This window comes from Adlercreutzia wanghongyangiae (genome assembly GCF_035989245.1).
Classification (GTDB): domain Bacteria; phylum Actinomycetota; class Coriobacteriia; order Coriobacteriales; family Eggerthellaceae; genus Adlercreutzia; species Adlercreutzia wanghongyangiae.
Genome location: NZ_JAYMFF010000008.1, coordinates 1 through 14,324, shown reverse-complemented (window position 1 = coordinate 14,324; position 14,324 = coordinate 1). Strand labels below are relative to the sequence as shown.

Annotated in this window: 11 protein-coding genes; 5 read left to right on the top strand and 6 right to left on the bottom strand. The window is 63.5% G+C overall.

Translation table 11 applies throughout. The features are described from left to right. Positions 1-106 precede the first annotated feature (106 nt). Together rpsA and coaE are read left to right on the top strand one after the other, a co-directional pair. The gene (gene rpsA / locus VIN30_RS04815; RefSeq protein ID WP_338209734.1) at positions 107-1,333 is read left to right on the top strand and encodes a 30S ribosomal protein S1; all 1,227 of its coding nucleotides are present in this window, start codon (positions 107-109) and stop codon (positions 1,331-1,333) included. A gap of 107 nt (positions 1,334-1,440) precedes the next feature. After that, the gene (gene coaE / locus VIN30_RS04810; RefSeq protein WP_326424286.1) at positions 1,441-2,040 is read left to right on the top strand and encodes a dephospho-CoA kinase; all 600 of its coding nucleotides are present in this window, start codon (positions 1,441-1,443) and stop codon (positions 2,038-2,040) included. A gap of 237 nt (positions 2,041-2,277) precedes the next feature. On the opposite strand, the gene VIN30_RS04805 is transcribed toward coaE, so the two are convergent. Next, positions 2,278-3,348, bottom strand: coding sequence for a YeiH family protein (locus tag VIN30_RS04805; protein ID WP_338209732.1), 1,071 nt, complete (start codon positions 3,346-3,348; stop codon positions 2,278-2,280). A 92-nt stretch (positions 3,349-3,440) separates the two neighbouring features. Beyond that, positions 3,441-4,952: an FAD-dependent oxidoreductase gene (locus tag VIN30_RS04800; protein ID WP_338209729.1), complete on the bottom strand. Its 1,512-nt coding sequence runs from the start codon at positions 4,950-4,952 to the stop codon at positions 3,441-3,443. Between the two features lie 145 nt (positions 4,953-5,097). Here VIN30_RS04800 and VIN30_RS04795 point away from each other — a divergent pair, with 145 nt between their 5' ends. Continuing rightward, positions 5,098-5,979: a LysR family transcriptional regulator gene (locus tag VIN30_RS04795; protein ID WP_338209727.1), complete on the top strand. Its 882-nt coding sequence runs from the start codon at positions 5,098-5,100 to the stop codon at positions 5,977-5,979. Here the strand turns inward: VIN30_RS04795 and VIN30_RS04790 are convergent. Beyond that, on the bottom strand, positions 5,976-7,529 hold the full coding sequence (locus VIN30_RS04790; protein WP_338209726.1) for an FAD-dependent oxidoreductase: 1,554 nt from the start codon (positions 7,527-7,529) through the stop codon (positions 5,976-5,978). The genes VIN30_RS04795 and VIN30_RS04790 overlap by 4 nt on opposite strands. A 254-nt stretch (positions 7,530-7,783) precedes the next feature. On the opposite strand from VIN30_RS04790, the gene uvrB reads away from it, so the two are divergent. Together uvrB and VIN30_RS04780 are read left to right on the top strand one after the other, a co-directional pair. Beyond that, a complete protein-coding gene (gene uvrB, locus VIN30_RS04785) occupies positions 7,784-9,901 on the top strand; it encodes an excinuclease ABC subunit UvrB (RefSeq protein ID WP_338209724.1) in 2,118 nt (705 codons plus the stop codon). Positions 9,902-10,060: 159 nt separating this feature from the next. Then, a complete protein-coding gene (locus VIN30_RS04780; protein ID WP_338209722.1) occupies positions 10,061-11,674 on the top strand; it encodes a polysaccharide deacetylase family protein in 1,614 nt (537 codons plus the stop codon). Between the two features lie 186 nt (positions 11,675-11,860). Here VIN30_RS04780 and VIN30_RS04775 read toward each other — a convergent pair whose 3' ends face one another. Genes VIN30_RS04775 through VIN30_RS04765 form a run of 3 tightly spaced genes read right to left on the bottom strand, consistent with a single transcriptional unit; the run spans position 11,861 to position 14,235 of the window. Then, complete coding sequence (locus VIN30_RS04775; RefSeq protein ID WP_338209721.1) at positions 11,861-13,483, bottom strand: DNA repair protein RecN; 1,623 nt, start codon at positions 13,481-13,483, stop codon at positions 11,861-11,863. A gap of 9 nt (positions 13,484-13,492) precedes the next feature. After that, entirely contained in the window at positions 13,493-13,939 is a 447-nt protein-coding gene (locus VIN30_RS04770) for a PIN domain-containing protein (RefSeq protein ID WP_326424282.1), read from the bottom strand. A gap of 2 nt (positions 13,940-13,941) precedes the next feature. Continuing rightward, positions 13,942-14,235 carry a hypothetical protein gene (locus tag VIN30_RS04765; RefSeq protein WP_338209719.1) on the bottom strand — a complete coding sequence of 98 codons (294 nt, stop codon included), beginning with the start codon at positions 14,233-14,235 and terminating at the stop codon, positions 13,942-13,944. Positions 14,236-14,324 lie beyond the last annotated feature (89 nt).

The following is a 14,324-nucleotide window of genomic DNA, read 5'->3' as shown; positions in this document are numbered from 1 at the left end:
GAGACATGTTTGTTGCACCGCGATCTCTTGCTTCTGCAAGCGAACATGGTAAGTATCAACCATCATGACGAAGGGTCCCCGATTTAGTTTTTGAAAGGGGTCCGTTTTGACCGAAATCAAGAACACCTCCGTGATCGACTTCTCCGACATCTCCGATGAGCAGATGAACGAGATGATCGACGGCACGCTGACCGAGTTCGACGAGGGCGATCTCGTCGACGGCACCGTCGTCAAGCTGGAGCACGATGAGGTGCTGGTGGACATCGGCTTCAAGAGCGAGGGCGTCATCCCCTCCCGCGAGCTGTCCATCCGCAAGGACGCCGATCCGTCCGACATCGTGAGCCTGGGCGACAAGATCGAGGCTCTGGTTCTCCAGAAGGAGGACAAGGACGGCCGCCTGATCCTCTCCAAGAAGCGCGCCGAGTACGAGCGTGCCTGGATTTCCGTCGAGGAGAAGTTCAAGGCCGGCGAAGTGGTCACCGGCGAGGTCATCGAGGTGGTCAAGGGCGGTCTCATCCTGGACATCGGCCTGCGCGGCTTCCTGCCGGCCTCTCTCGTGGACCTGCGCCGCGTGAAGGATCTGGACATGTACCTGGGCACCGAGATCGAGGCCCGCGTCATCGAGATGGACCGCAACCGCAACAACGTCGTGCTGTCCCGCCGCGTGCTGCTGGAGGAAGGCCGCAAGAACGAGCGCGCCGAGATCCTCTCCAAGCTGTCGAAGGGCATGCGCCTCAAGGGCAACGTGTCCTCCATCGTGGACTTCGGCGCCTTCGTGGATTTGGGCGGCATCGACGGCCTGGTGCACATCTCCGAGCTGTCCTGGAACCACGTCAACCATCCCTCCGAGGTCGTCAAGGTGGGCGACGAGGTGGAGGTCGAGGTGCTCGACGTCGATCTGCAGCGTGAGCGCATCTCCCTCGGTCTCAAGCAGACCACGCCCGATCCGTGGATCAAGCTGGTGGAGAACTACCCCGTGGGCACCATCGTCGACGGCAAGGTCACCAAGATCGTCCCGTTCGGCGCCTTTGTGGAGCTGGGCGACTCCATCGAGGGCCTGGTGCACATCTCCGAGATGGCCGGCCGCCACATCGACACCCCGGCGCAGGTCGTGCACGCGGGCGACGATGTGAAGGTGAAGGTCATGGAGATCAACCCGGACCGCCGCCGCATCTCCCTGTCCATGAAGGCCGCCGCCGAGGAGCTCGGCTTCGAGATCGACGTGGACGAGTCGGTGCAGGCCGAGGAGAAGCCGGCCCGCCGCAAGAAGGACGAGGCTCCGGCCGAGGCCGAGGCCGAGGTCGTCGAGGTGGAGACCGCCGACGCCGAGTAGCTTCCAGCGCAAAAGCGTGAATTTGACGGGCCGCCCATCGGGGCGGCCCGTTCTTTTTCGTGTATCATGATGCCAGCGAATTCGAAATTCCGAAGGAGAGGTGCGACATGAAGAAGCTGTTTCTCATCGGCGGTATGGGGGCCGGGAAGTCCACGGCGCGCAAGGCGCTGACCGACGAGGGCCTGGCGTGGATCGATTTGGACCAGGTGGGGCACGAGGTGCTCACGTGGGATACGGTGAAGGACGATCTGCGCGGTGCTTTCGGCGATGACATCTTCGACGAGAACGGGGAAGTGGTGCGCAGCGCCCTTGCGGCCAAGGCCTTCGCGACGCCGGCGGCCACCCGCAAGCTGAACACCATCACCATGCCCCGCATCGAGGAGCGCTACACCGATCTCATCGACGGGTTCACCGCCGAGGGCAAGCCCGCCGTGGTGGTGGAGTACTCGGTGTTCCGCAACCGCCAGAGCTCGCTGGCCTACGGCGCCGATGTGGTCATCGCCGTGCTGGCGCCGCTGGAGACCCGCATCGAGCGCGCGGTGGCCTCGGGCTTTCCCGAGGAGGACGTGCGCGCCCGCATCGCCCGCCAGATCACCGATGCCGACCGCATCGAGGCGGCCGACGTGGTCTTCAACAACGACGGCACCCCCGACGAGCTGCGCAACGAAGTGCTCGCCTGGTGGAACCAATATAAATCCTGTTGCTAACGCAACAGGATCAATGCCGACGCTACGAGGCCCTGCCGCATTTCATGTCCTGCGCAGTTTGCTGCGCAGGACGCTCCCTCTCGGTCGCCTGAAAGGCGCTGAACAGCCCACCGGGCTGTTCACTGTTTTGGCCACGGCGCGTACCGAAGTACGCTTGGGCCAAAGGCGGACGAATCTGAAACGCGGCAGGGCCTCTCGCTGACTCCCTTGGGCGAACCTACGTCGCCTGGTTGTTCGCTACCACAGATTTAATATATGCTGCATGCCCAAGCTCACGGCGGCAATGCAGATCCAGCAGATGGCGCCCATGAGGATGGGCTTGCCGCCGCTTTTTACGAGCTTCACGATGTCGGTGTTAAGCCCGATGGCGGCCATGGCCATGCAGATGAAGAACTTGCTCGCCGTTTTCAGCGGCGCGAACACGGCGATATCGGCGCCCAGCGCCACGGCGACGGTGGTGGCAACGCTCGCCAGCAGGAAGAACAGGATGAAGGTGGGGAAGGCGCGCTTGAGCGAGAAGTTGCCGAGCAGGCCCTCGCGCACGATGGGGGCTCCGGCGGCGGTGGCCTGGGCGGCCAGCTCCGCATTGTCCTTGTGGGCCATGAGGATGCCGAGCGCGAGGGTGATGGGGATGATGGCGAGCGTTCGCGTGAGCTTCACGATAGTGGCGTCGTCAAGGGCATTCGCGCCGGGATGCATGCCGTCCCAGGCGGCCGCCGCGGCGGTGACCGAGGAGGTGTCGTTCACGGCGGTGCCGGCGAACAGTCCGAAGCCCTCGTTGGACATGCCGAGCATGCCGCCCAGGGTGGGGAAGACGAGCGCCGCGGCCACATTGAACAGGAAGATGACCGAGATGGCTTGGGCCACCTGCTCGTCCTTGGCGCGGATGACCGGGGCGGTGGCCGCGATGGCCGAGCCGCCGCAGATGGACGAGCCCACGGCGATGAGCGTGGCGATGGCCGAGTCCATGCGCAGCACCTTGTAGAGGATATATCCCACGATGAGGGCCGTGGCGATAGTGGAGCAGATGATGGGCAGGCTCTCGGCGCCCACGGCCGCGATTTGGGCCAGGTTCAACCCGAAGCCGAGCAGGATGACGGCGTACTGCAGCACCTTCTTCGCCGTGAAGGCAATGCCGTCCTGCACCGCGCCGCGGGTCGGTTGCTTCCATGCGAGGGCCACGGCCATGCCGAGCAGGATGGCGAACACCGGCGCGCCCACCACGGGCAGCGCCTCGCCGAGAAACCAGCAGGGCAGCGCCAGGGCGGCGCAGATGCCGATGCCGGGCGCCACGTTCTTTGGATTCACGGAATCCTCCTCCTACTCGGTGACGCGATGATTGTAGCAGAGAGCCTGGGGAGGATTCCGCGGAAGAGACCCGGGGTGGCCGGGAAATGTCCTTAGGCAATGTCCTTGATTTGGGAAATATGCTGCGCAGCGGCCCGCCCGAAAACCGCCCCATTGGTCATCGAGGATCCCGTGCCTATATAGGCATGGCCGAATAGCTGTGCCATGGTGACTGCTCCGGCGGCATACAGACCCTCGATTGGCGTTCCGTCGATGGAAATCACCTGGGCGTTCTTATTGATGCGCGGTCCGCTTGCGGTGTCGGTGAGATCAAAGGCGCAGGTAAGGGAGTGCAGAGGGCCTTCGAGCTTGGTCAGGTACTGGGAGTCTTTTCCGTAGTCCTCGTCGACGCCCTTGTCGCACAACTCGTTGTAGCGCTGCACGGTTTGCGCGAAGCGGTCGGGGTCGATGCCCATTTGCCGCGCAAGCTCCCGGGGGTCATCGGACGAGAAAGAGCGGCCGTCGGCAGCGGCGCTGTCGAAATCGGCTTTGAATGCCTCGTACTGGCTTTCGGTGGCGATAATGTACTCGGTCGTGATCCCCCGGGCCATCATGATGAAGCTGCGATCGAAGGTGCTGATAGATTCGTCGCAGTATCGCTCGCCCTCGTCTGTTACATAGAATAGGTCTTCACTGAAGGCCCCCACCCAGTTTTCTCCCTGGGTGTCGCTTGTTGTGACGATTGCGGCGTCGGTATCGAGCATTGCCGATCCGGCCGCTTTCGCCAGACGGTATCCGTCGCCGGTGTTAGGGTTCATGGTGCTGCTGCTCAACAGGAGTGGCGTCGCGTGTTTCGCGAGCATTTCCTGGGCGCTCGCGAAACCCCCCGTGGCCAGAATTATGTAAGGAGAGCGGATGGAGACGCGATCACCGGCTTGTTCTCCCCAGGCACCGATCATGCGGCCGCTTTCGTCCTTGACCAAATCGGTGACACGCAAGCCGGTCTCAACGGTCACTCCCTTGTCGCTCAGGTGGGCACCGAGAGTTTCCATGACGACGCTTCCGCCCTCGGTCATGTGAGATATCGCGGGCAGCTCGAGCCGCGGGCTGGTAAGTTCGGTGAACGTCACACCGTGATCCTCGAGAAAACGGCAGGCGGAGGCGGCATTGAAGGCGAAACGCTGGATGATATCTCGATCGGTGGTTGACGAGGCATCCAGGGAAATGAGCGTGTTGTAGAAATCATTTACCGTGAGGGTGACCCCACTGCTTTGGGTCAGCGTTGTCCCGGCGGCCATGAAGGCACCGCTGCAGAGGGCGGATGTGCCTCCCAGGTTCTCGCTCTTTTCTACGAGGAGTACGTCCATTCCTCTCTCCGCCGCCTCTAGCGCCGCTACGGTACCCGCTATACCTGACCCGATGACAAGCACGGTGGCCGACAGGTCTGCCGATTCGGGCAGTGCTTCGGAGCCCTCCTCTGCGTTCGATCCAGCTGTTTGCGCGAGCTCGCTGCCTTCTTTCCCCTTTTCCTGGGGCGAGCATCCAGCAAGTGCGCCAAGTGCGACGGCGGCTCCCGCGATAGCGCCGCTCTTGAGAAAGGTACGGCGAGTCTGATCCATGGTCATAATATCCCTCTCACTTGGTGGTTTCCCAGGTGGGGCGAATCCCAGCCTGCGATTGGGATTCTAGGGATTGTCCGATGCGGGAGGAAGAATCCATCTCTTAAGTAGTATGATGTTAAAACTTAATGCGGAGAGAGAGGAGGTGCCAATGAATGAGAGACAGTTGGGGTCCTTTTTGCTTGCTGCCGATAACGGAAGCTTTTCCAAAGCGGCGGCGAAGTCCTTCATCTCGGCGCCCGCGTTGCTCCAACAGATCACTTTGCTGGAGAGGGATCTGGGGTTCAGCTTGTTCGATCGAAGTCCCAGTGGCGTGACCCTTACCGAGGCAGGTGCCTCTTTCTACCAAACGGCTCGGGAAATCTTGCGTCTATACGAGGAAGGTCGGGCGTCGGGCCAAGCGCTGGAGAAAAAACGATCCCAGGTTCTGCGAATCGCCTGCGCCGATGGGGACGCATCGATCTCGCTGCTCGAGTTGTGCTCGGGTTTTGAGCGGGAAGAGAGACGCGTGACGTGCCAATTTGTCGATATTCCTTACGACCAGCAACTCGATGAGCTGGAAAAAGGAACGATAGATATCGTTTTCCTCCCTTGGATGGAGCGTTTGGCGGATGCGGGGTTCTGCTATACCGAGCTGTACCGCGATACGTATTGCTGCGCCGTCGGCGAAGGTCATCGGTTGACGAAACGCGAGACCGTTCGCCTTGAGGACTTGGACGGCGAGACGGTTTACGTCGAATCGATGTACCGCGAGGAGCCGCAGATGAGGCTTTTCGAGAGCACGGTCGCCGAAAAGCGCCTCGACATCGTTTTCGACGAGTCGGTTTTCAGTACAGCGCTTCTTATGAGAGTGGCACTCGAGGGGGGAGTTGTGCCCGTGCCGACCCGGTATGCGCCGGCGTGCACCCCGCCGCTTACCTGCGTTCCCTTGGATTGGGGCGAAGCCAGCTATGGCATTGTCGCCAAGGCTGATTGCGGGCAAGCGGCGCGTGCGTTCGCCGATTATGCAAAGAGCTACTTTGCCGAAAGCTAGAGATTGTCGCAGAGGCGAATGGCGGCGAAGTGCCCTGCGAGACTGGCGAGGCTGTTGCCCGCGCCTCCTGCGGGGTACTGACCGAAATACGCGTTTCCGGCCGCCACCTCGCCAGCGGCGTAGAGACCCGTAATGGGCGCGCCGTCGCCGGCCACGACTTGGCAGTTTTCGTCGATCTTCAGCCCTTTGATGGTGCCGAAGCAATAGGTGGTTGCCTTTTCCGCGTAAAATGGCGCGCGCTCCACTTTGTGAGCGTATTCGGCCGGCAAGCCATAGGGGAGCTCTCGACCTGCTGTAGCGTCTGCGTTGTAGGTCTCTATCGTTGCCTTGAGGGCGTCTGCGTCAATCCCCGTGGCAGCGCAAAGCTCTTCGATGGTGTCGAAGGGTACGAGGGATCCTGCATCGATTTTCGGCCGGGTCTCCTCCTCGTTTTGCTCGACGTAGTCGCTGTCGCAAATGCACCAGGCATACGAGTTCTCGGTATGCTGCACCAGGGGCCACATGATGAGGTACCAGTTCTCCGTCTCGTCGCAGAAGCGCTCGCCCTTTTCATTCACGAGGAAATTGCATGCCGTGACGACAATGGTGTCATCGTCTGCGATCATTCCGCCGTAGACGCCGTCGGAGACGAGAGGCGTATTGAATTGGCGCGTGAAATCGATGGCCATTCCCGTTGCGCCCGGGTTGGGTAAGAAGTTGCACTTGCTGAAGGCTGGCAAGTGCTCGCTGATCTTGTCCGGGTTCGCCGCGAAGCCGCCGGTTGCCAGCAGCACCGCGCGGGAGGAGATGGCGGAGGTCTTGCCTGCCTGCTCAATCTCGATGCCGGTTACGGTGGTTCCCTCGGCCACAAGGGCCGTGGCCTGGCAGTCGGTTCGTACGTCGACGCTGGTCTTCTCGAGTTGTTTGATGACGGCATCAGCGAAGGCGCCTCCGCTGCCTTCGGGAGCTGCGGCGAAGATGTCGGTTGCATAGGCGCCGGCAGCGTAAGGGACGTCCACGTCGATGGAATCGGGGAAGGGGACGCCCATGGCCATAAGGGCCTTGATTACCTCTGCTGTTCTGCTGAAGTAGCTCTCCTGAAGTGCGCTGTTCAGGCAGCCTTTTTCCTCGGCGTAGCCATGGCGTTCCACGTCGTTGGCTGCGGCATCGATCATGGTGATGATCTCGTCTGCGGAAGCGCAGTCCGCGGGACTCTCGTTGTAGCGTTTCGAGAATCCGACGAAGTATCCATCCGAGAGTTTCAAAGAGCCGCCAAGCGAGTCTTGCTGCTCAAGAAGGATGATTTTTGCTTCAGGCTTAAGGTCGGACAACGTAATGGCGGCCATCATTCCGGCCAATCCTCCGCCGACGATGACTGCATCAGCCGTCTCTGATGAGCCGGCCGCTTCGCCCTCAGCGGCTTGCTGCCGTTCTTCCGGGGCACAGCCTTGCAGGCCCAGAGCAGCACTGATGCCCGCCAATACAGAGGTGGCCACGAAGCTGCGTCGCGATAGGTTCCTGTCCATGGGTCTCTTCCTTTCCTTGAATAAGCGATCGCTAACTTTTGCCATTGTAGGAGCGGTCTACAAAAGGAGGAATTACCGTATTATTTATTCGTTTTAGGGGCTTCCTTCATTCGATTGGGATTCGAGATTAGTGCCCAAGCAAAGTGTCGGGCGGTTACGCTGCTCAAACAAAACCATGATAATCAAACGAACATCTGTTCATTTCTTGAGGAAGGTGCTAGACTGTTCTCCTTATAGCGAAACTGCGTGAGAAAGGGATGGGCGTGTCTACTCATCTTTCCAATATAGAAGGCATGGCCATGGAGGGGAAGCTCCCCGAGGTGCGCTTGGCCAACACCCCCTTTAAAGTCGTCTCGCCCTTCGAGCCGTCGGGCGATCAGCCCGAGGCCATCGCCGCGCTCGCCCACGGCGTGGAGGAGGGCCTGCGCTACCAGACGCTGCTGGGCGTCACGGGCTCGGGCAAGACCTTCACCATGGCGAAGACCATCGAGGCGGTGCAGAAGCCCACGCTCGTCATGGCCCCCAACAAGACCCTCGCGGCCCAGCTGGCCGCCGAGCTGAAGGAGTTCTTCCCCGACAACGCCGTGGTGTACTTCGTCAGCTACTACGACTACTACCAGCCCGAGGCCTACGTGCCCGCCTCCGACACCTTCATCGAGAAGGACGCCTCCATCAACGAGGAGGTGGAGAAGCTGCGCCACGCGGCCACGAGCGCGCTTTTGTCTCGCCGCGATGTGATCGTGGTGGCGTCGGTCAGCTGCATCTACGGCATCGGCAGCCCCATGGACTACGCCGGCATGGCGGTGTTCGTGGACAAGCAGAAGGAGATGGATCGCGACGAGGTCATCCACGAGCTCATCGACATCCAGTACGACCGCAACGACTACGAGCAGAAACGCGGCACCTTCCGCGTGCGTGGCGATGCGCTCGATGTGTTCCCGCCTTACGCCGACCATCCCATCCGCATCGAGTTCTGGGGCGACGAGATAGAGTCGATCGACGAGATCGACCAGGTCACGGGCGAGGTGCTGAACTCCTTCGAGGCGCTGCCCATCTGGCCGGCCTCCCACTACGTCACGGCGCGTCCCAAGATGGACAAGGCGCTTACCACCATTCAGGACGAGCTGCGCGAGCGCTTGCAGCAGTTCAAGGAAGAGGGAAAGCTTCTGGAGGCCCAGCGTCTGGAGATGCGCGTGAACTACGACTTGGAAATGCTGGAGACCATGGGATTCTGCTCCGGCATCGAGAACTACTCGCGGCATCTGGACGGGCGCGAGCCGGGCGAGCCGCCCTACACCCTCATCGATTACTTCCCGAAGGACTTCCTCTGCATCATCGACGAGTCCCATGTCACGGTGCCTCAGATTCGCGGCATGCACGAGGGCGACCGCTCCCGTAAGATCACCCTGGCCGAGCACGGTTTCCGCCTGCCCAGCTGCCTGGACAACCGCCCCCTGCGCTTCGACGAGTTCGAGGAGCGCATCCCGCAGTTCATCTACGTGTCGGCCACGCCGGGCGACTACGAGGAGAAGGTGAGCCTGGCCCAGGTGGACCAGGTCATTCGCCCCACGGGCCTCTTGGACCCCGAGATCGTGGTGCGCACGAGCAAAAGCCAGATCGACGACATCATCGACGAGGCGAAGGAGCGCGCGGCCCGCGACGAGCGTGTGCTCATCACCACGCTCACGAAGAAGATGGCCGAGGATCTGACCGATCACTTGCTGGACCAGGGCGTGAAGGCGCGCTACATGCACTCCGACATCGCCACGCTGGAGCGCACCGAGATCCTGCGCGATCTGCGCCGCGGCGAGTTCGACGTGCTCGTGGGCATCAACCTTCTGCGCGAGGGACTGGACTTGCCCGAGGTGTCGCTCGTGGCCATCCTGGACGCCGACAAGGAGGGCTTTTTGCGCAACCACCGCTCGCTCATCCAGACCATCGGGCGCGCGGCCCGCAACGTGTCGGGCGAGGTCATCATGTACGCCGATCGCATCACCGACTCCATGCGCCGGGCCATCGACGAGACGCGCCGGCGCCGCGACATCCAGATGGCCTACAACGAGGAGCACGGCATTGAGCCCCAGACTATCCGCAAGGCCATCAACGACATCATGGGATTCATCACCGAGGATGTGGAGGGAACCACGGCCGAGCAGGTGAACAAGGAGCTCGCGGAGCTGTCGCGCGAGGAGGTGCTGCGCCTCATCTCGTCCATGGAGGACGATATGGCGGCCGCATCGCGCGACATGGACTTCGAGGAGGCGGCTCGTCTGCGCGACCAGGTGGTGAAGCTGAAGAGCACCGTGGAGGACAAGTCGGAGGACGACGTGCTGAAGGATTTGAAGAAGAGCGCCCGCAAGGGGAGCGCCTACGGCAACCGCAAGCACGCCGCCTACGGCAGCAGCCGCGCCAACTAGGAGGGCGTCGCTCAGCGAATTTTTGTGGAGATCGCACGGTTTGCGAACTTTACGGAAATGTAAGCAGCCGCAATGACCTTGAACGGGGAGAAGCGCGTATAATTCCCTTACCTGTTGTCTGCTGTCGAACGGCCCTGAGCCGTGCGTGAAGGAAGAGCGATGCCCGATCAACCGATGCCCGCCTCCGGCGGGGCGAACAATCCGCGCAACAATCCCCGCAACCACCGCAAGCCCGTGCGACGCCACGACGGTGCAGCGCCCTCGGCGGCCGGAGCGGCTGCGGCGGGGGGAGTGCCGCCGACGCCCGATGCGGCCCGCGTGGCCCCGGGTCAGGACGCCGCCGCCCAGGAGGCGGCCGCCCGGGCGGCTTACGAGCAGTACGCGGCCGCGACGGCCCAGCCCCATCCCGCGGCACCGGCCCAGACACATCCTTCGGGGCCCGTGCCGCCCCAATACGGCTCACGCTACCAGCAGCAGGGGGGCTATGCGGGCTACGCCCAGTCGGCTGCCGGCAACCCGCGGGTGATGCCGGCCCATAAGGTAGGCGCTCCGGCGGCTCCCTATGCCGATTTCGACCGCTATAAGAAGAAGGGCAACAAAAAGAAGGCCGGCATCATCTCGTTGGTGCTGGTGGCGGTGCTGCTGGTGGGCGGCGGCGTGGGCGCCTACCTCTATTTGAACCCGCCCACGTTCAACGTGACGGTCAACGGTATGACGCGCACGGTGAACCAGGGCACCACGACAGCTGATATCGTGGCCGATGGTGTGGTGAGTCCCAAGGCGGGCAACTTGGTGGCCGTGGACGGCGAGGTGCTGGAAGAGGGCTCGGGCACGCCGTTCGGCGGCACGGTGAACGGCAACGAGATCACCGATACCAACATGGCGCTCCACAAGGGCGACACCGTGCAGATCGTCGACGGATCGGACATAACCGAGGACTACGACACCGAAACCGTCGAGACGGCACCCGGCCAGGCGGAGCTGGGACAGGGCGCCATTCATGTGTACATTCCCGGCGAGGCCGGCCAGACCGAGAAGCGCACCGGCAAGGTGTCGGGAAAGACCGTCGAAGAGGTGGTCAAGCCGGTGCAGAACAACGTGTACCTGCAGTACGACGCGAACCCCGGCGACGAGAAGGTGGTGGCCCTCACGTTCGACGACGGCCCCTGGGCCACGACGAGCGAGCTTCTGGACGTGCTGAAGGAATACGACGTGAAGGCGACGTTCTTCACCATCGGCGAGCAGATCGCCGACCAGCCGAATACCATGAAGCAGATGGCCGAGGCGGGTCATCAGATTGCCACCCACAGCTGGGATCACGCGGCGGGTTCGGGACGCGGGGTCGATATGACGCGCATGAGCACCGAGGAGCAGATCGCCGAGGTGCAGAAGGGCCAGCAGGCCATCACCGATGCCACGGGCCAGGAGGCGTCTAAGGTGTTCCGCTCGCCCGGCGGCAATTACCACGACGAGATCATCTGGACGCTGCAGCCCTACGTGACGGCAGAGATCGGCTGGAACGTGGACACGGAGGACTGGCGCCGTCCCGGAGTGGATGCCATCGTGCAGCGCATCGAGAGCGTGAAGTCGGGCGACATCGTGCTGATGCACGACGGTGGCGGTCCGCGCACGCAGACCATCGAGGCGCTGAAGATCGCCTTGCCCTACCTGAAGGAGCAGGGCTTCAAGTTCGTGACCATCGACGAGTTGATGGCCTACGACGACGTGAAGGCCATCGCCCAGTCGCTGGAGGAGGGCCAGCAGGCCCAGTAGGCTTCCCGGATGGGATGAGCATTGGAAGGGATCCGGCCAAAGCCGGGTCCCTTTTTGCGTTGGAGGTGGAAGAGTGCCGGCAGCTGCGGGAGGGCTGAAGCCCTCCCCTACGGATAGGGCGCCTTGAGGCTGGCGGGATGAGGGAGGGCTGAAGCCCTCCCCTACGGGGGGGGTGACGGGACGGGGTTAGGCGTGGGGCGCGAGCATCTCGCGGGCGTGGGCCAGGGAGGCCTCGGTGGCGCTGCCCGATAGGATGCGCGCGACTTCGGCCACGCGCGCGTCGTCTTCCACAAGCGTCAGCTCGGTACGGGGTTCGTCGCCATTGGTTTTGCTTACCACGTAATGGGCGTCGGCTCGCACGGCCACCTGGGCCAGATGGGTGATGGCGATGACCTGGTGGCTTTCGGCCAGGCGGGCGAGCACGTCGGCCAGGGCGTTGGCGGCGCTGCCGCCCACGCCGGCATCCACCTCATCGAAGATGAGGGTCTCGGTGCCGTCCTTCGCGCCGAGCACCACCTTCACGGCCAGCATCACACGACTGATCTCGCCGCCGGATGCGATGCGGGTCAGCGGTCGCGGTTGCATGGATTTGCCGGGCTTGAACTCGAATACCACCGATGCCGCGCCCTGGCGTGTCCATTGGGCGCGGGGCAGCGGCGCCACGGTGCACACGAGGGCCGCACCGCCCATTTCCAATTGGCTCAGCACGGCTCCCACGGCCTCGGCGAAAGCGGGGGCAGCCTGGATGCGCTGCTCATTGTAGACATCTGCCGCGCGGGCGAGGGCCTCCTCGGCCTCTTGGAGAGCCGCGGTGGCCGCTGCCACGCACTCGTCGGCATCGTCGACGGCGCTGACGAGCCGGCTTGCCTCGTCCCAACGGGCGAACACCTCTTCCATGGTGGGGCCGAAGGAGTGCATGAGGGACGCCAGGACTCCCAGCCGCTCCTGGGCTTGGGCCAGGGATGCGGCATCGAACTCGATATCGTCGCAGTAGCCGGCCATGTCGCGGGCCACGTCCTCCACGACGAAGCACGTCTCGCGCAGGGATTGGGCGTAGGGGGCCAGATCCTCGTCGGCCCGGGATGCCTCGTCGATGAGCGCGATGGCGGTATTCAAGGCGTCAAGGGCACCGCCGTCGCCCGACAGCGCCTCGGCGGCACCGTGGGAGTTGCGGGCGAGCAGCTCGGCGTGCTCGGCCTTGGCCAGCCAGTCGCGCACCTCGTCGTACTCGCCGGGCTGCGGGTTTGCCGCCTCGATCTGCTGCAGGGCGAAGCGGGCCTCGTCCAGTTGGGCCGTTGAGGCGCTCGCCTGGGCCTGTATCTCATCGAGGGCGGCTTGGGCCTGGCGGGCTGCCTCGAAGGCGGCGCGGTAGCGTGCGCCGGCCTCGGCCGCGCCGTCGTGCCAGCTGTCCAGAATGCGGCCGTGCTCGGAAGTTTTCAGCAGGGCCTGGTACTCGTGCTGGCCGCACAGCTCGATGAGGGGGCCTACGGTGCGCGCGAGTTCCGCCACGCTGGCCATGGACCCGTTCAGCGTGGCCCGGCTGCGCCCGTCGGCGCCCACCCTGCGATTGACGACGATGTCGTCGGCGGGGTCGTCGTTGCGGAAGATACGGCCGGCCACCTCGGCATCGGGCGCGCCCTCGCGCACAACGGAGCTGTCGGCCCGCGCGCCCATGAGCAGCTTGCAAGCCGACACCAGGGCCGTCTTGCCCGCGCCCGTCTCGCCGGTGAGCACGGTGAGACGTGGCGAGGGGGCGAGCGACGCCGCGCGGATGAGGGCGATATCACGCACGTTGATTTCGTCGATCATGGGAGATCCCTACCATTCTATAAGGTCGAAGACGATGCCGCGTTCCTGTTCCAGCACCGAGAACAGCTCATCGGGCGCGACGCGGCGGATGGCCCGCGACAGGTCGATGGGACCTTGGCGGGTGATGATGAAGTCGGCCTGGATCTTGCGGGCGCAGGATTCGGTGAGAGCGGCCTGGAAGGGGACGGAGCCGCGATCGAGGGCGAAGCGGATATCGGGGCCGTCCACCGAGCACACCGACAAAAAGCTCATGGTGGAGCGCAGCACCCCCCGCACCTCCTCGTCGGGCAGTACGGCGTCCAGGGCGCGGCGCAGGGTGTCGTAGGTGGAGGCGATCACCCACAGCTCGGCGGCGCCCGTCAGCTCCAGGGCGTGCAGCTTGCCCCATTCCTCGGCGGACGCTTGGCGCTCGGCCACGAATTCCAGCAGCACGTCGGCATCGATGAGCAGACGCATGACTAGCCCTCCTTCTCTTCAGCGCGCAGCAGGGCCGCCCGCTCGTCCCAGAACGAGCGGGGGACGGCGCAGGTTGCGTGGCGCAGGCGGAAGCGCAGCTCGTTGACCTGGGCGTCGGTGAGCGCGATGTGCAGCGGCGACCCGTCGCGGTTTACATCGGGCAGCTCGCCGGTTTTCAGGACGTAGTCGTAGGCGGCGTTCACCAATTCAGTGGCCGACGATCCCATCTCGCGCAGCTGGGCGTTTACCTGGTCGCGGATTTCCACGGGAACGCGGGCGGTTACCATCGCGTGCATGGGCCCTCCTTGTCTGACCGGGCGCGGGGCCCGGATCGGCTGTTTGCGCCAGTATAGGGGATTGGCGTGAGAAATACAACAATAACACG